Genomic DNA, 18,352 nt, shown 5'->3' with positions numbered 1-18,352 from the left:
TTTTTGTTTTAATGTTCTATTGAGAATTGCTGTTCAGACTGTATTGCTTTGGGGAAAAGAATATTGTTTTCGAGATGAATATGCTTGTGCAGGTCATTTTCAAAATCCTGAAGCATGGCAAAAGTCACCTTATAAGTATTACAGGCATCTTCGGGTGGATTATACCCGTTGGTCAATTCAGCAATCTTTCTCAGACGTTCTCCTTCTATGGAGTGTTCGTGTTTCATCATATTCACCGGATTCTCAACGGTTCCGAAAAAAGGCTGCGGAATTGCTATTCCTTCGGCCTGCGCTTTAGCCATATTTCTGATAAAAGGAAAAAGTATCAGTTCTTCTTTTTTCATATGGGCAGCGAGATCCCCGGCAGAAACGTTAAAAAGTGCTCTGATCTCAAACAATTCCGGATGACTCTCACCATGTACGTCACATAATTTGTCTAAAAACGTCTGAATGACCGGCGTTTTTTCTTCTACATAGTGATGATGTTTTTTCTGAATATATTCTGCCAGCAGATCCGGGGGCCAGCTGTTGAAATCTACGGAGTTTCCGTCATTTTCAGAAATAGTCTCCAATTCATGATAAATCTGTTCCGGATCCGTTTTTTGCAGACCGCATGCCTCTTCGATTGTTCTTCCACCTTTACAGCAGAAATCAATGCCATGCTTTTTGAATACGGCAGCCGTTCTGAAGTCTGCCGCAACAATATCACCGATAAAATCTGTTCTGATATCCATAATATAATACTTTTTTGTCTTTTATTGTTTTAAATTTTTTCCGGGAGAATAGCTGCCAGGGAAGGAGTGATAGACTTCAAAGTTTTGAAGAGGGAGCGACTTTTTCCAATACTAGCCGGCAGCCGGTATCCGGACATTTTTTCTATCGTTTCTGTATTCATTTTGATGTTTTTTAAATTGTAAAATGATGGAAAGGAACAGGAGAACGGCTTTTGCCGATTCTGCATAAATAAAGTAGCTATGCATTTCTGACTGAGGAACAGATTTTCCGGCTGACAGCAGTTCCACACGATCATTAAGGAAGGGAAGCATCCAGAATTTTTCCAGCAGCAGTATAGTGCATAAAATTGCTGTTACCATAAAATCTGTTTTTGTATATGTTTTTCTGTTTAGTAACATTCCTCCTGTAATAAGAGCCATGAAAACACATTGTATTTTAGTGGATAATTCAAACATGAGTTTTCCCAGCCCCAATGCTACAGGAAGAGTGATTCCCGAAACCTGAAATTTCATCGGTGTTTCCAGAAAACTGATGGTAATAAATACGCCAGCCATCAGACAAAGCAAGGCCAATACCACAGGATTTTTACAATAGAGTTTCATTTTTTGATTATTTAAGATATTAACACCTTTTTATCCTTTATTTGAATAATTTTTTTTAAACTTTCAGGTGAGTCAGCTTTAAATCGAGGTTATCTGCAAATATCCTTATTCTGGAGCTTTCCAGCATTTCTCTGATATTATTCCTGATACTTTTAAACTGATCATGAATCGGGCAGGGATGCGTTTCAGAGCATTGCTCCAATCCCAGACCGCAGCCGGAGAATAATTTATCTCCGTCAATTTCTCTCACGATATCAGCAATAGTCACATCCAGGTTTTGTTCGTCCATAAAAAAGCCTCCGTTCGGCCCTTTGGCAGACTGAACAAATCCTTTCTTACTCAGATCCTGCAATATTTTTGCGATAAAATACTCGGGGGAGCTGATACCTTTGGAAATATCTTTAATCCCCGTTCTGCTTCCATTGCCGGATTGCTGGGCTATAAAAATTAATGCTCTTAATGCGTATTCACAGGTTTTGGAAAACATCTTATTTGATTTTACAGGACAAAGATATAAAGTATTTATGAATAAAAGAGTTTTTTGTCTTTTATTTTGAACTGATTATTATCATACTTTATTCTGTGTATCATAACTATATCAGTTTCTCTCAGAAAAGATCAGGTTTCATGCAAAGACTGTAACACCATCTTTAACCGTCAAAGCCCGTTTGCATGGATATCTCAGAGTAATTGAAAGATTTTGTAACTGGTTAATAGGCTGGTTTTTATACCAGCCATCTATTTACCAGTTCATTTTATACAACTGAAAGAACTAAATGGTAATGTCAGGTGATGTTGGAGATCCATTGCTGCAAACCAGCAAAATAGCTGTGGCAGGTTTTCTTTTCAGGTTAAAAAGAGAATAAGTATACAATTATCCTGCATTCGTATTACCCGCTCCGTCATCTCTGTATGAAATTTGCACTGTAAACAAATCAGAAAAAATGAAAAAAGTAATTTTAATCACCGGTGCAAGCTCCGGAATGGGGAAAGAAACCGCGAAAAAACTTATTAATGAAGGGCATACTGTTTATACGGTTGCACGTCGGATTGACCAGATGCAGGATCTGAAATCGTTGGGTGGTTTCCCTTTGCAGATGGATGTTACCAAAGAAGATGATATCCGAAAAGTAATCAATACTATCATTGGTAAAGAAGGCAGAATTGATGTGCTCTGGAACAATGCAGGCTATGGACTTTATGGTTCGGTTGAAGATGTGCCGCTTGATGAAGCAAGGAAACAGATGGAAGTTAATGTATTTGGCATAGCTGCTGTCTCTCAGGCGGTAGTACCTTATATGCGTCAGGCGAAATCCGGTCTGATCATCAACACCTCTTCAATGGGTGGTAAAATGTACTTCCCGATGGGAGCCTGGTATCATGCCAGTAAACATGCGGTAGAGGGATTAAGTGATTGCATGCGACTGGAATTAAAGCAGTTCAATATTAAAGTTGTGGTACTGGAACCCGGATTTATAGCTACAGAGTTCGGTTCCGTTTTGCTGGAGAATTTTTCCAGAATTTCCGGGGAAAGCGCTTATAAGAACCTGATGGACAAAATTATAGAGGGTACCAAAAAAGCTGCACAGGGGAACGGATCATCAAAGTCTTCAGTAATTGCCGATACCATCAGTAAAATTGTGGATAGCAGAAGTCCTAAGACCCGTTACAGGGTAGGCAAATTTGCCATACCAATGGTTTGGATGCGGCTATATCTGGGCGATAAATTATTCGACAGAGTAGTAATGAGCCAAATGTAATCATCCTTTATTTTAGTAACCTTTTAAAAAAGAACACATGAAAGTTTCAAATGTAATTGCAGCAATATTATTGCTGACCGCCTTCGCAGCTAAAGCGCAGACTGGGGAAAACGCTATTGTCGGCAAATGGGAATCTGATAAAAAAGACGTACAGTTGGAGTTCTTCAAGTCCGGAAATGAGTATCAGGCAAAGCTTCTTTGGGGTAATAAGATTGTAGAGAACGATGGAAAAACTTCAAAAAAAGATGTTAAAAACCCGGATGAAAAATTACGTTCGAGGTTAATCATTGGTATTGTCAGTGTAACAGGACTGAAATGGGATAGTGAAGAATATACAGGAGGTAAGATATACAACCCTCCGTCGGGTGATACCTACAAATGTAAGGTGTGGGTAAAAGATGGTAAGTTATATTTACGAGGATATATGGGCGTTTCACTGCTCGGGCAGACGGCTTCATTTCATCATTTAAACTGATAGCGCTATGATATGAGGTATGGATTATTTTGGTATAAAAGAGATTCCTTAAAACATTTTAACCAGGCAATAAACCATACTATCTTTATCGTATGGAAAATTAAAACAAATTAACAGATGAAACCTATAGTGCAGGTACAAAGCATTTCGGAAATTAACAGGTTTGTCAAGGGGCTTACCAAACATCCGCTTGTGGCTGTCGTTGATTTCAGTAAAATGGATGAGTATATTGAGGAGGATATTCGTATAAGCTGTGACTTTTATTCTGTAATGTTTAAAAATTACTGTGCCAATAAGATGCGCTATGGCAGACAAGCCTATGATTTTCAGGAAGGGAGTTTGATCTGTATTGCCCCCAAGCAGGTATTGACAATGGACAGCGAAATTGAAAAGAGAACAGACATGATAGGGTGGGGGCTGTTCTTTCATCCTGATCTGGTAAGAGGTACCTCTCTGGGGGCGAAAATGAAGGATTATTCCTTTTTTTCTTACGAAATGTCTGAGGCATTGCATCTCTCAGAAAAAGAAAAGCAGACTTTGTATGACTGTGTTTTGAAGATACAAAGCGAGCTGGACGAAAATATTGATAACCATAGTCAGAATCTGATTGTCTCCAACATTGAGGTGCTGTTAAATTATTGCCTGCGATATTATGGCCGGCAATTTATTACAAGAAAAAGTACCAATCGCGACATTGTAGGGCTAATAGAAAAAGCCATCAGCGAATATTTTGATTCGGAGAATTTAAGAGAGAAAGGATTGCCAACAGTATCTTATCTGGCAGAAAAAGTGAACATGTCGCCTAATTACCTGAGTGATTTGCTAAAAAAAGAAACAGGTATGAACGCCCAGGATCGTATTCATTACTATCTGATTGAGGAGGCGAAAAAATTATTATTGACTTCTGACAAATCAATCAGTGAACTGGCGTTTTTATTGGGATTTGAATATCCTCAGTACTTTTCAAGGCTTTTTAAAGCTAAGACGGGTAAGACACCTATGGAGTTCAGGAATTTGAATTAGGGGAAGCAGGTTGCTCAATAAAGAAAAAAGGGTTGATATTCAACACTTTTTTCTTTGCAAAGGGTTAACTGAGATTACGGTCGAACACTTAATACCAATTTTAACGTTTCCTGATAGTATAGAAAGTAGCTGGTTTTCTATTTTCATCATGTCCAATAAATCATTAGACTCTTCAATTATCCATTGATTAAGTTTTATTAATTTTTTCATGATATGGTTACATCAAATTCATTCTTAAGGTTATTTAATTAAATAATAAATTGTAATTCATACAGATATAACCAAATAAAAGTTCTCACGATTACAGAAAACCGTAATTTGATCAAAATTCAAAATCTAATTATCATGGAAAAGAAAATAGAGAAAATTTCTATTGAGGAAGCAATTAAAATGCTAAAAGAAGGAAGAATAAATATCACTCAAAAGTAAGAAGAATTAATTTTGGAATTTTTATATGACCTTGTTGGACTAACCATTCAAGGAATGCTTTTCGGAATATATGGATTAAGGCTTATACACTTTTATTGCATCGACAATATCCTCCTTGATAAACTCCCAATATTTGCCTCTTAAACAGATTGGATCAAAATCATCATTGGCAAGCTCAAAATTCGCAAGGTTATTCAATATGAGTTCTTCATCATGTGTGTATGGATAACGTTCTTGATGCAGAGAAAGCATGGTAGAAATATTGTATTGGGATAGCAGCTCATGCAAGTCCCAAAAATCTTTTTTACGACCTATACGTTGTACTACATCTATTTTCATAGCAATGATTTCTTCAGTCGTAGCTATTCTAATACCATCTTCAATCAAAGAAGGCTGTATGAAATTATCCGTATAAAATACATCAAGTTTGACCACATTATCCTTATCAGTACCTACACTGTAAGACTTACCCATTGTCGTATCAAGATTTGAAAAATGATGGTGGTAGGGAAATGTTTTCTCTATGAATTCATCAATAGCTTTAAAGTTTATAGAATTATATGGAGCATCACTAAACAAATCTATATCTATAGACAAGCGATGTCCTAATTGAAGACTTAATGCCGTACCGCCCACCAGACGAAAAGACTCAAACACAGAAGAATTCATTAGAGTAATCAATGTGTTTTTTAAGAGGTCATTGACAGTGTTATAATACATTGTAATTAGTCTGTAGTTTTATCGGATCCGTATATAGTATATGGACTTCTGATATTGGATTCTTGCAGAGCTTGTTTTACTTTTTCAGCGCCATAAAAGCGAATAATCTCGTTTTTGTCATTTTCGTTCCCTCGTTCAAAAACACGTTGAATAACAGCCCTGTATTGTCGCTTCCAATCTATATGTTGAATATCCGTATCCCAAAACAAAGCCTTACTCAGGATATGTAGATCAGGTGTGCTTTTGATTTCTTTTTCTTTGATTTTTTGGATATCATAATATGCCTGCAATATCACCAAAGTACCCTCTTCCAATCCAAGTTCTCGCTCAATCTTCAATGCCAATGAGGTGTTGATACCTCTTTTACCTTTGGTAATAGCATTAAACGTTTGTGGATGTTCCTCTAAAGACAAAGCAAAAGGACGTTGCTTGATAGAACGTTTTTTTAATTCTCTGCCAAGTACAATCCCTGGATGGATCCCTTTGTATTTCTCAAATTGCTTAATCATAGTACAAATATAAACATTTTTGCTTACACTTTTATTCGTTGACCTGATAATTTAACAAAGAGATGGAAACTAAAGATTGATATTGAGACAGGCCTATATAAGTCCGACATATTTGTCATTTTTTTGCCCAAAGATACCAACTATAAAAATGGAATTGAACTCATTTCTCCCCCTCTGAAAGACCGGGAGTGCATCACCCGGGAAATGATAGAAATTGACACCAATGTATTTTTACTAAAAGATCTTTTACCGAAAGAACTTTCCAGCCTAAATCTGAACCGAAAGAGGGTGTCGGACTATGGTAGCTTCTTTTTGGTACAATCAGCAAATGATTAGTCCTAAGTATATTGAAAAACTTATCTCTGCCGATATGTAAAGCACTCAGCTCTGGTTTTAAAAGGTAATATAACTTCCTGCTTCCAAGACGGGGTTGTAACTTACGCTCCCGGCAAATCAGTGTTACTACCTCCTGGCAAGCACACTGTCTTCTCTCAATCCGCCTGATTCTCCTGTAATGGGCCTGTGTGCCTATGCCGAATAACCCGAAACTAAAGCTTCTTATGCCTTCTTCTCTTTGGGTTATGTACTCCCGGATTGTTCGGACGAAGAGTTTTTCCGGATATCAATCTTGTATACCTTCTCTGCTATATCTATTTTATTGTATCGCTATTTCAGGACGGGATAAAAATGAAAGAAAAAGGATTGCTTATATATGAAAAAAAAGAGGGTCTTCGTAATGAAGACCCTCTCAGCGGAGACGGAGAGATTCGAACTCTCGATACAGTTTCCCGTATACACACTTTCCAGGCGTGCTCCTTCAACCACTCGGACACGTTTCCATCGTACTTTTGAAATGCAAAGCTAAGACTGATTAGTGAAAAAATAACAATATTGATGAAGATTTTTCTTCATCAATATGCCTTGCAAATCCATATTCAGGTGTAATTTCCTGTGAAAGACCTTTTTAGTTTCTGCTTTTTTTCTACAAAGTATTCCAGATAATAAAGCTTTGTAACCACTTTTCCTCGCATCTTTTATAAATCCACAGAATTCTTCCGATTTCAGAAGCTTTTTCTCCGGTTTGTTTATCGGTAGTTGTCTGGTCATAAGTGCACCATTCGTAAGCCATGTCAGACTCAATCTGAATTGATTCCGGGGTATAGCTTATTTCAATGTCGAAACCATCAAACCATGATTTCAGAAAGGCTACGCCATCAGGTTTTCCATGAATTACCGGAACATTTGGGATAATAACCGTCAGGTCTTCACCCAATACGGAGGCCATTAATTCCAGATCACCTGTGTTTTCTGCTTTTTGTATGATCAGTCGGATTGCATCTATCTGCTCTTTATCGCTTAATGTGTTCATTGTTATTTAAGTTTGAGGTTGAACGTATTTTTAATCTGAAAAGGTGAGAAAATGTAAAAAAGCAAGATGAGAAAAGAATTCGTGGAATCCGGCATTTTAACAGATATTTTTATTTAAAGGTTACTAAGAAATACATCCCACAGTAAATCACTAAATCATTTTGCTGGTATGTACTGATCCTTTCCGTTTTCTTACAGGAAAGGATCAATGAAAAAAGCTGTTACTTCTTTGCGGCTTCATAGACCGGAATGAAATCCAGAAATGCCAGATTGGAGCCTTTATTGTATTTTAAAGTAATGAGATTAAGTCCGGCTGTCGGGAATGTAATTTCACCGACGGTGGCCTGGGTCCAGTTATGCATACTTCCGGTATTTTCAGGCAAGACAAGATCAACGGCCTTTTTGTTATTGAGCCATAAGGAAGATTTGTTGTCCTGATTTCCATAAATCGTAACGATTTTGTATCTGCCCGGCGCTTTTACATCTACCGTATAATTTGTCCATTCTCCATCTTCCTGCCATCCGATGTATAACTGATTGATTTTGGGATCTACTTTATTGGGATGGTTAAAGTCGGCGAAGTCTTTGGTATAAGAAATATCTACCCCTTCATTTGCTCTGAAATGAACAAAATACAAAGGTACTCCGGGTCTCTTATGGTCCGGAGCGAGATTGAGTTTTCCGCTTCCCTGATTTACCGGGTCTGTGTCATGATAAGCAACGCCTTCTCCACCGAGATCGTAGTAAGCGAGTTCCAGGCGTCCGGGGATATTTTGTGCTCCTTTGGTATATTCCGAATCTTTGAATGGTGTTCCCTTATAACCTTTCGGTATTTGGGCAAAAGCAGTTATTGAGATAATTAAAAGGATAAAGGTAAGAGATAAGCGTTTTTGAAATGATCTGTTGTTTGGGGTTTTCATAGCTGGATTTGGTTAAAAAATAATTGTTTTTAAAATGGTCAGATAAGATTTAAAGTAAAAAGGGTGAAACATAGAACATTTTCTATTTGTCAGCAAAATCGTATAAATTCCGGAATTTAATATCCTGCTAAACCGGATTTAACCTAAAAAAAAGGGAAAGCCGGATCAGACTGACCCGGCTTTCCCTTTTTAATATATTTAAGCAAAAAAGCTTAGAATGAATATCTTGCACCTATTTGTGCCTGATATCTTGAAGCTAACTGATCAACTGAATAAGGAGTTGACGGTGTTACAAATCTGTAAGTCGGGTCAGCAGCAGTACCAGAGTTAACTCTTGTCAGACCAAGGCTTGAAGTTGAGTTGAATGTATTCGATACGAAGTAAACTCTACCCCAATCTGAGTTAAGCAGGTTAGTTACGTTAATGATGTCAGCAGTGAATTGTAAAGTATGAATCTTTTTACCAACATTGATATTGATGTCATGCATGATTCTTAAATCTGCTGTGCTGTTCCAAGGAGTACGGCCAGTGTTACGTTCTGTAAAGTCACCTTTTCTTGTGCTTAAATACTCATCACCATTTACGAAGTTCATGAAATCTTTCGCTTGCTGAGCAGCAGTAATAGTTACACCGGCAGCGTTTTTGTAATCTACCAGGTATTTGGTTGCTTCAGCTTCATCTTTGAAGATATAAGCTAAACCTGCTGCCTGAGGGTTGTTTGCGATGGTTGAGTTAACAAATCCCCAGGTGAACGGGTTACCTGACTGAGCATTGATTACTACAGAGAAAGTAGTGGCATGTACTTTATTCCAGTTCTTACGGTATCCGATTTGTGCAATTAATCTGTGACGGATATCGAAGTTAGAGAATGATAATTTCGGATCATTTGGTGTTAATGACTGGTTCAGCTGCCAGTTAGATTCCATAGAGTTTCTGATACCGTTAGTTAAATCGAATGATTTACCATAAGTATAAGCTACTGAAAAATTCAGGCCAAACGGATAAGTTTTAGAGATCTGAGCAGTCAGGCTGTAACGGTATCCTTCAGAAGTATTAGACAACATGTAAGCATTTGAGAAACCTGAGTTGATCTTTTGTCCTGTTGCTCCACCTGATAAATAAATCGGCATTTGGTGATTTACATCGTAGCTGAAATATTTCACAGAGTCTTTAAGGTTAACCTGCTGGAATTTCAAATCGTTGATTGTTTTAGTATAAATCCCCTCAACAGTGAATTTGTAACCATTTCTTGTCGTATAATCAACGCCTAAACTACTTCTCCAAACCTGTGGCATTTTGAAGTTATTGTTGATTACGTCAACCTGAGTCTGGTTTCCTTGTCCGTTTTTGAATGCGAAATCTCTCGCTCCGTCTTTCAGCACATCTCCGTTGTTAGTTGCAGTTGCACGGTTGTTGATATCATAAGCTCCGTATCCTACACCGTCGTTATAGAAGGCGTATCCAAGCCATGCGAATGGCACTTTACCTGTGAAAATACCTGTACCCCCTCTTATTACCAATGATTTATCTCCGTTTACATTGTAGTTGAAACCTAATCTCGGAGAAACAAGTACCTGTCCGAATGTTTTGTTACTGATCTGAGAAAGAGGAGTAGCGGTATAAGTTGTTCCTGCGTTCGGATCAAGTGGAGTAGTTTTTGTTTTATCGGCGATTGGCGCTGAATCAACTGAAGCAAGGTCAAAACGGATACCAGGAGAAAGTTTGAAATTGTCAGTTACCTGAATTTCATCCTGTGCATATACACTGTACATGCCAACACCGAATTTTGCATAAGGATTGTTGAAATTGTAATCGCGGTCGTTATTGGTAAAGTTATAAGAACCTCTTACACGGTTAACTTTTCCTGCGAAGAATTCATCAAGGTTTCTGTATGAAATACGTCCGTTAAGAGCATTCACAAAACCATAGTTGATGCTGTAAATTTCGTTGTGCGTTCCGATTAAGAATGTGTGTTTTCCTTTGAAGAAAGTAAAGTTATCAGTGAATTCAAAGGTTTTTTGTTTCATGTTGAACACAGTAGCTTCACGGTCATTTCCTAAGAATACAGTACCACCGTTTGTAGAGATTTCAACCTGCGGAAAGTTTACATTCGAACTGCTCGGCTCACGGTAATCATGAATATCTGAGTAACCTAAAATCAAACTGTTAGAAGCATTTCCGAAACGGCTCTTCAGTTCCATTACAGTTGAGTTCTGGTTGTTGATCTGTTTGAAGTCCATGCTTGAGAAACGGAAGTTTGCAGCATCTCTTTCAAGGTTTGTTGCTTCAGAAGAAATGTAGTTGTTACGGATAGAAAGCTGATGTTTGTCCGAAATATTCCAGTCAATACGATTGAAGAACTTGTTGCTGTTTGAGTAAATGTTATAGTTACCGTAAGTACCAGGGTTAAAATTATAATTGGTAACAAGGTAATCTGTGATTTTCTGAGCTGTTGCAGCATCAATCAAAGCGATCTGATTTCCGTTTGCATCTTTATCTCCTGCACCATAGAAAAGTGGTTCGGTACGACGGGTAATTTCTTCGTTTGTGAAGAAGAATAATTTGTTTTTGATAATCGGTAAACCAACTCTGAAACCTGTCTGGTAATCAGAATAACTGCTTGGGATTTTTGCACCGTCACCTGCGTTATTGGGTCCTGTAATGCTTGCATTACGTCCGAAACCATAAACTGAACCGGTTACATCGTTTGTTCCGCTACGGGTTACTGCGTTGATCGAACCTCCTGTAAAGTTCCCGATTTTTACATCATAAGGAGCGATATATACCTGAATATCCTGAATGGCATCCAAAGAAATCGGGTTGGTTCTTGTACTGCTGCCTGGCATCCCTGATGTTCCGCCCTGACCTCCCAATGAAGGACTAAAGCCAATTGCATCGTTATTGATAGAACCGTCAATGGTTACGTTGTTATATCTGAAGTTAGTACCTGCAAATGAGTTATTGGCAGACTGTGGAGTCATACGGGTCATATCCGTTAAGCTACGGCTTAGTGTTGGCAACACTTTAATCGTAGATTCACCAAGATTTGTACCTGCACCAAGTTTGGTGCCGCCCTTTTCAGCAGTCACCACTACTTCTGCAAGTGCTGTGGTTTCCTCTGAAAGAACAAAGTCTATGTTGGATGTTGAACCTAAATTCAAGGTAAAACCTTCCTGGGTCTGTGGTCTGAAACCTACAGAAGTTACAACGATTTTGTAAGGACCGCCCGGGTTCATGTTGGCAATGGTGTAGTGACCGTCTACACTTGACGAAACACCGTATTTAGCGCCGGTAGGTAGATAAGTTGCGATAATAGTGGCGCCCGGAACTTCTGAATTTTTACTGTCTTTAATTCTTCCGCTGATAGAAGAAGTTGTCACCTGAGCCATTAAGCCTGAGCTTAATAAGAGAAACATTGACAATAATGATAAGCTGAATGCGAGCTTATTGGTAAAAAACTTTTTCATGTTTTTTGAAAAATTGGTTAAAATAATATTCTACGGGTCCTGAAGAAAGACCTTTTAAGTGAGTTGGATCAAACAGATAAATTGGAGTAAAAAGAAAACGGGACTATCTCAAAGCCTGAGATTAGAAAATAAAATGAATAATGGAAAAGCAGGGTAATGTATTTGGGAATCACTGGTTAATCCGAATGTTAATGCTTTGGAAATCTGAATGGCTTTCTGCCGGATTTCAAAATGGCTGATAGCATGTAAAATTTCCTTTTCTTCCAAACAATCATCTTCTTCCAGACTCAGATCCAGATCCTGGCTCATGCAGCCGGAATAATTTGCGGAAACGTTCAGATGAGAGATTTTAGAAATTGCTTTGCCTGCTGAAAAAGACCCTGTCGGTACGATATTCAGGTTCATAAACAAGATGCTTATGACTGAGACAAGGAGTATTTCTTTTATGACTTTCACGCCACAAAACTAAACCCGTAAAATGAATTCAATTTTACCTTAATGTTATGTAATTGTTAACAATAAGGGTGTTTGGAAGGAAGTATTATTCAGGTAAGAAATTTTTGAATTATTCTGTTAAATCAAGGAAAATAGAGGCTTTTTTATGTTCCCTGTACTGTGCAAAATTTGCACAAAACTAATGTAAAATGGAAAAACCAGGAAAGTTACTTCCCTGTCTTCCCTGAAGATTAAAGATATGTTAGGAGAAATTATGACCTGAATTATTAATTAATTAACATAAAACCTGATCAGGACAGATTTATGAATCACCCTGATCAGGTTTGTTTAATTTTAGACTGGAGAAAGCGGTATGAATATTTCTATTTGATAAATGTTATTTCGTTTTTCAGTCCGGTATATTTTCTGATGTCGAGGGAAATAGCTCCGATTTTAAGCTCGATTTCAGCTCTGATCGGAATTTTGTTTTCATCGTCTGAAATCCAGATTCTCAAAGCATCATTGTCCTGAAAGAAGTTATTTTGAGGAAGCATCGGGGTAATTTTTAAAGTATTGATTTTTCCGAATTTCGTATTGATTTGTTCTCTGCCCTTTAATTTCATTCTGATTTCATAAACCTGTCCGTCAAAAAAGGCTTTAACCGGAACAAAATCATTCACTTTTACTTTTGAAAAATCAACAGTTCTCAGGAAAAAATAGCCGCTTACCACATCCTGAATATTATCCGGCACCGGAAAAGTCTTTTTCTCACGGTCATCATCAAGTTCATAGGTTTTAGCCAGGTTATTGGTGTGATCGAAAACAATCTTGTCTTCTGTCTTGTAACCGCCTTCCTGTTTTTTGGTATAAAACTGGTGAGGTAAAATGGCGGAAGTGTCTATATAAGAGGCCCAGGTATCACGTACTTTAGCAACCCAGTCTGTAATTCCGGTAGTTCTTCCATATACTACAGCTTTAAAGCAAGGCCTTCCGTTAACTACCTGAATTTTATCATCAACATCCACAAATGCTTCAGCCGCATTCACAAATCCGTAGTGAACCCGGTACTCAAGATGTTCCCCTTTTGAAAAACTTTTATTAACCAGAACTCTTTCTTTCTGGAAAGCTCTGAAGCCTAAAAGTGTTATACAAAAGATGCTGATAATCAATAATTTATTCATAATAAATACGTTAAAAGAAAAATAGTTGTATAATTTTTCATTTGGGCATTTTTAAATAAACTCTTGTTCATTTGAAAATGTATGCTGCTTTCGGGAGATTGTTTATCGGCCAGCCATAATTTATCGATTAAGTAAACGCTGGTCTGAAACGTCTGTCCTTATTGCTGCTTCTGAAAACGATCAATTATACTTGTTTTTTAAGAAATTTAAGAATTTAGGAAAGTCTCCTTTAAATCGTTTTTTAAATAGTTCTTCAAATTCATTCTGCTTGGCGTTATAGGTTTTGAATCCTACAAAAAACGCATCATTCGGCAAGTTATTTTTATCAAAATTAAATTTAGAGACTTTGCTGTTCTTTTTATAAAGTGTATCCTGTTTCACAAGAATTGACTCGATGAGATGGTATTTCAGAGAATCTTTGACTTTATCTGTCATTTCAGGACTGAATGTTTTATAAAGGCTGTCAAGCATCAAAGTACCCCTGTTAATATGTTTTACTAATTTTATCCGGACTACCTTTCCCTGTTCATATCTTTTATATCCGTGAGAACGCTTACCGAACTTAAAATTCAGAAACCGCATGGCACCATAGTCTCCGATGAAATTGGCCATATTTTCACTTAATTCATGGTTGTCTTTCACAAAAATTGTTCCATGAGTCATTTCATGAATAATCAGGCTGGCTAATTTTCCGTCGTGGTAATACAACATACTTGATAATATTGGTTCCGGAAACCATCCTAATGTTGAATAGGCAATCCCTTCACCCATATCGGTGTCATAACCTTTTGATTCCCAGTAAAGCTGTTCATGTTTCGCCATTTCTTCGTTAAAGAATCCTTTGTAGGTAAAAGTTCCGATCAGGGGAAAATAAAACGGGTGAGCTTTCAATTCGTACTTTTCTGCCACTGTAAGGAGGTAAACCAAAGGCTTGCCTTTTTGGTCAAACAAGGTCTGATAGACCTTCGGATTATCTTTTAATCCCAGCGAATCAATGGCAAAGCGCTTAATTTCTCCGATCAGTTCAATTCGTTTTTTCAGAGAATCAGGTACTGCCGGGTCTTTCAGCACTTCTTCGAGCGGGCGGGTATTAAAGGCTACATTCAATCCGCCTTTTGCCATAGAAACACCCCATTTCACCCAATCCCGTTGCCAGTAAGCCAGCAATCCTCCCGATATAAAGAAAAGCAGGAACAAAATGCTGATTTTACGTTTTCTGTTTCTTTTTTGTATTTGTTTACGCAGTAAAAACATGATAATGTACGGATTTTTAATCACCGTGGTTCTTTGCAGATTCGACATAATTTCCGGCCTGAGCGCCTGAATTATGGAATGAATTACGGGAAAGCAAAAAAAATGGTTAATTGATTCGCTTTCAAAACCTTAGAAACTAAGCTTGAAAATATGTTTAAAGGTTAAAAATTTCACCGGACCCAAGCATTTATGGACTGTATCCTCAGTTCCAGATAATTGTATTTTTAAAAAAATATGTAACATTTCGCTACCTGAACCCTTGTTCATATCAATCAACCTGTAATTGGTATAATCTTTCTGGCCGAGCCTTAATTTTAATTTTATTTTATGTCAAAAAAAGCGTAATTTCACTGAATGTAAAATGCTACTTGAACAATTAATCCGCTTGAAGTATCTGCTCTTTAACAATTGGAAATTCTGAGGGAAAATTCAAAATTTCAACCCTTTTTCCGGTCTTTCATCTTCTGTTTCAGGGATATTCAAACATTTAATGTGTTTCTTTGGTGTTGCGAAGATATCATCTTAAAGTAATCGAAAAAAATAACATGGCAAAACAACAAGCAGAAGTAAGTAATCCTGCAGCTGAGAAATTAAAAGCCCTCCAAACTACACTTGAAAAATTAGATAAAGCTTACGGAAAAGGTACCGTTATGCGTTTGTCGGACAGCAAAGTTATGGATGTTCCGGTTATTTCTACCGGATCATTGGGTCTTGACCTTGCTTTGGGCATAGGCGGTGTACCACGTGGCCGTATTGTTGAAATTTATGGCCCGGAATCTTCAGGTAAAACCACGCTTACTATGCACTGTATTGCAGAAGCACAGAAAGCAGGAGGTTTGGCGGCATTTATTGATGCTGAGCATGCTTTTGATAAGTCTTATGCTGAAAAATTAGGTATTGATACCAGTAATCTTCTGATCTCTCAGCCTGATAACGGTGAGCAGGCTTTGGAAATTGCTGAGCATCTGATTAGTTCAGGCGCAATAGATATTTGTGTGATTGACTCCGTTGCAGCATTGGTTCCCAAGGCTGAAATTGAAGGTGAAATGGGAGATTCCAAAATGGGTTTACAGGCTCGTTTGATGTCTCAGGCACTTCGTAAACTGACCGGTACAATCAATAAAACAGGTTGCTGCTGTTTCTTTATCAACCAGTTGCGTGATAAAATTGGTGTGATGTTCGGAAGCCCGGAAACAACAACGGGTGGTAATGCCCTTAAGTTTTATGCCTCGGTTCGTCTGGATATTCGTCGTATCGGACAAATCAAAGAAGGTGCTGATAATATCATCGGTAACCGCACCAGGGTAAAAGTTGTTAAAAACAAGATGGCTCCTCCGTTTAAAGTAGTTGAATTTGATATCATGTACGGCGAAGGAATCTCTAAAGCAGGAGAAATACTTGATCTGGCAACAGAACTGGAAATTGTGAAGAAATCAGGTTCATGGTTCTCTTATGACGGCAACAGATTAGGTCAGGGTCGTGATGCAGTAAAACAGATTCTGAAAGATAATCCGGAATTAATGGTTGAATTGGAACAGAAAATCAAAGAAAAAGTGAAAAGTGATGAAAATGTTCTGGTTGATACCATTGAACCGAATATTCTGGATGATGGTTCTCCGGAATAGTTGAAAATCATTCAGATTGAAAAAGGAGAAATCGCAAGGTTTCTCCTTTTTCTGTTATGGTAAATTGGGTGATTCATGTAAAATGACTATTTTTGGAATATAACCGAAACTCTTTCCTCTGATTTATGTCCGCACACAAACACCGAAGACGTACTGAAATTTGCCATAACTGTGGAACCATTTTACCTCCTGATACCAATTTTTGCCCCAGCTGCGGTCAGGAAAATCATGATTTAAAAGTACCTATCGGCCATTTGATTTATGAAGTTGCCGAAAGTATTACACACTTCGATACCAAACTCTGGAATACCGTAAAAGCGATCTGCACGAAGCCGGGTAAAATCACCAAAGATTTTCTTGAAGGCAGAAGAGCCAGATATGTTCCGCCTGTCCGTTTATACATCTTCGTAGCTTTTATATTTTTTCTGGTTTTGAATAAATATGCCGATGCTTCTGTGGCGAATCTTTTGCATAAAGACAAGGAGACTGCCTTAAAAAATGACGGGAAGGAAAAAGATAAAAAAGATTCTGAAAAAGCAGGCATGATTATCGCCTCCAGGCTAAATGAGAAACTTTCAGAAAATGCCGGGAAAGAAAATAGCAGGGCAGATTCAAATGATAACTTTGATGCTGGAGAATTTCTGCAGAATTTTAACGAGGATGATGAAATCGGAGATATTCTTGATGAACTCAATATCGCCAAAAAAGATACTTTAAGAAAGATTTTGGGAAAGTTGCCTTTAGATGTTCAGAAGGCCAAACTGATCAGTTTTCAGAAACAAATTGCTGTAAATGAGGAGGCAACGGTTGAAATAGAACAGGTAACACCTGAGCTGAGAGCATTCTTTACGGAGAAATTCGGCAAAAGAAATGCTTTACAATACACCATTAATCTGAAAGCCTTAAAGGACAACAAAGAGGTTCAATATAATTTCGGAGGAGATACAACCGTTACCGTCAGAGGAAGTAAGGGTGATGTAGAAAATGTGGCCCGATATAAAGCTATTCTTGAAATGAGCAATGAGGAACTGGATACCTACATGAAAACGACAAAGATCCTGGGAATAGAAAGCTATAATCTCTTCGGGAAATGGTATTCAAGACAGTTTTATCGTAACAGAATTAAATATACCCTGGCTTTTCATGAGAATAAGGAGGAGGCTATCCATAACGTAGTACATTTACTGATAGGTATCTTTTCCTTAATGATGTTTTTTCTGATGCCTTTGGTAGCAGGTTTGCTGAAACTGATTTACAGCCAGAGAACACACTGGGCGGTTCGTCATCCTTTTCAGGCATTATTCCTGATTATTAAGAAGATTCTGGTATTTTTCAAAGTATTAAAACCGGATGTGATCAAACATATTCCTTCTTTGCATAACCGGAAAGACTGGTATTATTACGAGCATCTGATTTTTTCGATTCATAGCCATAGTGTGTTCTTTTTAATGATTCCTCTGTTCTGGGCAGTCGTTTCCATCTTTCACCTGGAATTAAGCCTGACAGGCCCGGCCTTATTGTTCGGCTATTTGTATCTGATTGTTTCATTAAAGACTGTGTATCGCCAGAAATGGCTCAAGACCGTTGTGAAGTCATTGATTCTTGTAAATCTTTATTTCTTCCTGTTCTTTTTTGTGGCCTTATTTGTAGGTATAGTAAAATTCGGCTTGTCATAAGTCCATCCGGCGACAAGTGGTGATTAACAAAAGAGCTTCCGTTTGCAAAATTATTGCCAAAAGAAGCTCTTTTACTTTTTCTATGTGCCCATGTTTCTATGTAGTAACAAATTATTCTATGTGCTCTATGTTCCTATGTGGTTGCAAATTTTCTATATGCTCTATGTTTCTAT

16 protein-coding genes and 1 tRNA gene are annotated in these 18,352 nt (G+C 37.7%); 5 read left to right on the top strand and 12 right to left on the bottom strand.

What is annotated here, in order from left to right:
* Positions 1–8 precede the first annotated feature (8 nt).
* The 3 genes from ric to BM179_RS10435 all read right to left on the bottom strand — a co-directional run bounded on the left by ric (position 9) and on the right by BM179_RS10435 (position 1,824).
* Positions 9–734, bottom strand: a complete 726-nt coding sequence (ric, locus tag BM179_RS10445; protein ID WP_092016443.1) for an iron-sulfur cluster repair di-iron protein — start codon at positions 732–734, stop codon at positions 9–11.
* Between the two features lie 111 nt (positions 735–845).
* A complete protein-coding gene (locus BM179_RS10440) occupies positions 846–1,337 on the bottom strand; it encodes a hypothetical protein (protein ID WP_218159198.1) in 492 nt (163 codons plus the stop codon).
* A gap of 55 nt (positions 1,338–1,392) precedes the next feature.
* A complete protein-coding gene (locus BM179_RS10435; protein ID WP_092016436.1) occupies positions 1,393–1,824 on the bottom strand; it encodes an RrF2 family transcriptional regulator in 432 nt (143 codons plus the stop codon).
* 457 nt (positions 1,825–2,281) lie between these two features.
* On the opposite strand from BM179_RS10435, the gene BM179_RS10430 reads away from it, so the two are divergent.
* The 3 genes from BM179_RS10430 (at position 2,282) to BM179_RS10420 (ending at position 4,595) form a co-directional block, all read left to right on the top strand.
* Entirely contained in the window at positions 2,282–3,097 is an 816-nt protein-coding gene (locus BM179_RS10430) for an oxidoreductase (RefSeq protein WP_092016432.1), read from the top strand.
* A gap of 37 nt (positions 3,098–3,134) precedes the next feature.
* Positions 3,135–3,572, top strand: a complete 438-nt coding sequence (locus tag BM179_RS10425) for a DUF2147 domain-containing protein (protein WP_092016429.1) — start codon at positions 3,135–3,137, stop codon at positions 3,570–3,572.
* A 117-nt stretch (positions 3,573–3,689) separates the two neighbouring features.
* Positions 3,690–4,595, top strand: coding sequence for a helix-turn-helix domain-containing protein (locus tag BM179_RS10420; protein ID WP_092016426.1), 906 nt, complete (start codon positions 3,690–3,692; stop codon positions 4,593–4,595).
* Between the two features lie 504 nt (positions 4,596–5,099).
* Here BM179_RS10420 and BM179_RS10415 read toward each other — a convergent pair.
* From BM179_RS10415 to BM179_RS10375, 9 genes are all read right to left on the bottom strand, one after another.
* Positions 5,100–5,744: a nucleotidyl transferase AbiEii/AbiGii toxin family protein gene (locus BM179_RS10415; protein ID WP_092016423.1), complete on the bottom strand. Its 645-nt coding sequence runs from the start codon at positions 5,742–5,744 to the stop codon at positions 5,100–5,102.
* Positions 5,745–5,749: 5 nt separating this feature from the next.
* Complete coding sequence (locus BM179_RS10410; protein WP_092016420.1) at positions 5,750–6,253, bottom strand: helix-turn-helix transcriptional regulator; 504 nt, start codon at positions 6,251–6,253, stop codon at positions 5,750–5,752.
* Positions 6,254–7,005: 752 nt separating this feature from the next.
* Positions 7,006–7,092: transfer RNA gene (locus BM179_RS10405), tRNA-Ser, on the bottom strand.
* A gap of 143 nt (positions 7,093–7,235) precedes the next feature.
* Positions 7,236–7,622, bottom strand: a complete 387-nt coding sequence (locus tag BM179_RS10400) for a YybH family protein (RefSeq protein WP_092016417.1) — start codon at positions 7,620–7,622, stop codon at positions 7,236–7,238.
* 220 nt (positions 7,623–7,842) lie between these two features.
* Positions 7,843–8,541: a carbohydrate-binding protein gene (locus tag BM179_RS10395; protein WP_092016415.1), complete on the bottom strand. Its 699-nt coding sequence runs from the start codon at positions 8,539–8,541 to the stop codon at positions 7,843–7,845.
* Positions 8,542–8,753: 212 nt separating this feature from the next.
* The gene (locus tag BM179_RS10390) at positions 8,754–12,008 is read right to left on the bottom strand and encodes a TonB-dependent receptor (protein WP_092016412.1); all 3,255 of its coding nucleotides are present in this window, start codon (positions 12,006–12,008) and stop codon (positions 8,754–8,756) included.
* A 108-nt stretch (positions 12,009–12,116) separates the two neighbouring features.
* Positions 12,117–12,413 (bottom strand): hypothetical protein, encoded by a 297-nt coding sequence (locus BM179_RS10385; RefSeq protein WP_092016409.1) that lies wholly within the window; start codon positions 12,411–12,413, stop codon positions 12,117–12,119.
* 413 nt (positions 12,414–12,826) lie between these two features.
* The gene (locus tag BM179_RS10380) at positions 12,827–13,624 is read right to left on the bottom strand and encodes a DUF3108 domain-containing protein (protein ID WP_092016406.1); all 798 of its coding nucleotides are present in this window, start codon (positions 13,622–13,624) and stop codon (positions 12,827–12,829) included.
* 180 nt (positions 13,625–13,804) lie between these two features.
* Positions 13,805–14,878, bottom strand: a complete 1,074-nt coding sequence (locus tag BM179_RS10375; protein WP_092017040.1) for an aminopeptidase — start codon at positions 14,876–14,878, stop codon at positions 13,805–13,807.
* 545 nt (positions 14,879–15,423) lie between these two features.
* Here BM179_RS10375 and recA point away from each other — a divergent pair.
* Positions 15,424–16,503 (top strand): recombinase RecA, encoded by a 1,080-nt coding sequence (gene recA / locus BM179_RS10370; RefSeq protein WP_092016403.1) that lies wholly within the window; start codon positions 15,424–15,426, stop codon positions 16,501–16,503.
* 125 nt (positions 16,504–16,628) lie between these two features.
* On the top strand, positions 16,629–18,179 hold the full coding sequence (locus BM179_RS10365) for a DUF3667 domain-containing protein (protein ID WP_092016400.1): 1,551 nt from the start codon (positions 16,629–16,631) through the stop codon (positions 18,177–18,179).
* The last annotated feature ends 173 nt before the right edge of the window (positions 18,180–18,352 follow it).

Origin of the sequence: Pseudarcicella hirudinis (assembly GCF_900115665.1) — a bacterium.
Classification (GTDB): domain Bacteria; phylum Bacteroidota; class Bacteroidia; order Cytophagales; family Spirosomataceae; genus Pseudarcicella; species Pseudarcicella hirudinis.
Note: the sequence above shows the minus strand (reverse complement) of the source record. Positions and strands in the feature narration are given on the sequence as shown.

Coding starts and splice junctions, on each gene's coding strand:
- recA (WP_092016403.1), top strand. CDS start 15,424: ATGGCAAAACAACAAGCAGAAGTAAGTAATCCTGCAGCTGAGAAATTA.
- BM179_RS10380 (WP_092016406.1), bottom strand. CDS start 13,624: ATGAATAAATTATTGATTATCAGCATCTTTTGTATAACACTTTTAGGC.
- ric (WP_092016443.1), bottom strand. CDS start 734: ATGGATATCAGAACAGATTTTATCGGTGATATTGTTGCGGCAGACTTC.
- BM179_RS10410 (WP_092016420.1), bottom strand. CDS start 6,253: ATGATTAAGCAATTTGAGAAATACAAAGGGATCCATCCAGGGATTGTA.
- BM179_RS10440 (WP_218159198.1), bottom strand. CDS start 1,337: ATGAAACTCTATTGTAAAAATCCTGTGGTATTGGCCTTGCTTTGTCTG.
- BM179_RS10385 (WP_092016409.1), bottom strand. CDS start 12,413: ATGAACCTGAATATCGTACCGACAGGGTCTTTTTCAGCAGGCAAAGCA.
- BM179_RS10395 (WP_092016415.1), bottom strand. CDS start 8,541: ATGAAAACCCCAAACAACAGATCATTTCAAAAACGCTTATCTCTTACC.
- BM179_RS10430 (WP_092016432.1), top strand. CDS start 2,282: ATGAAAAAAGTAATTTTAATCACCGGTGCAAGCTCCGGAATGGGGAAA.
- BM179_RS10390 (WP_092016412.1), bottom strand. CDS start 12,008: ATGAAAAAGTTTTTTACCAATAAGCTCGCATTCAGCTTATCATTATTG.
- BM179_RS10420 (WP_092016426.1), top strand. CDS start 3,690: ATGAAACCTATAGTGCAGGTACAAAGCATTTCGGAAATTAACAGGTTT.
- BM179_RS10435 (WP_092016436.1), bottom strand. CDS start 1,824: ATGTTTTCCAAAACCTGTGAATACGCATTAAGAGCATTAATTTTTATA.
- BM179_RS10365 (WP_092016400.1), top strand. CDS start 16,629: ATGTCCGCACACAAACACCGAAGACGTACTGAAATTTGCCATAACTGT.
- BM179_RS10400 (WP_092016417.1), bottom strand. CDS start 7,622: ATGAACACATTAAGCGATAAAGAGCAGATAGATGCAATCCGACTGATC.
- BM179_RS10415 (WP_092016423.1), bottom strand. CDS start 5,744: ATGTATTATAACACTGTCAATGACCTCTTAAAAAACACATTGATTACT.
- BM179_RS10425 (WP_092016429.1), top strand. CDS start 3,135: ATGAAAGTTTCAAATGTAATTGCAGCAATATTATTGCTGACCGCCTTC.
- BM179_RS10375 (WP_092017040.1), bottom strand. CDS start 14,878: ATGTTTTTACTGCGTAAACAAATACAAAAAAGAAACAGAAAACGTAAA.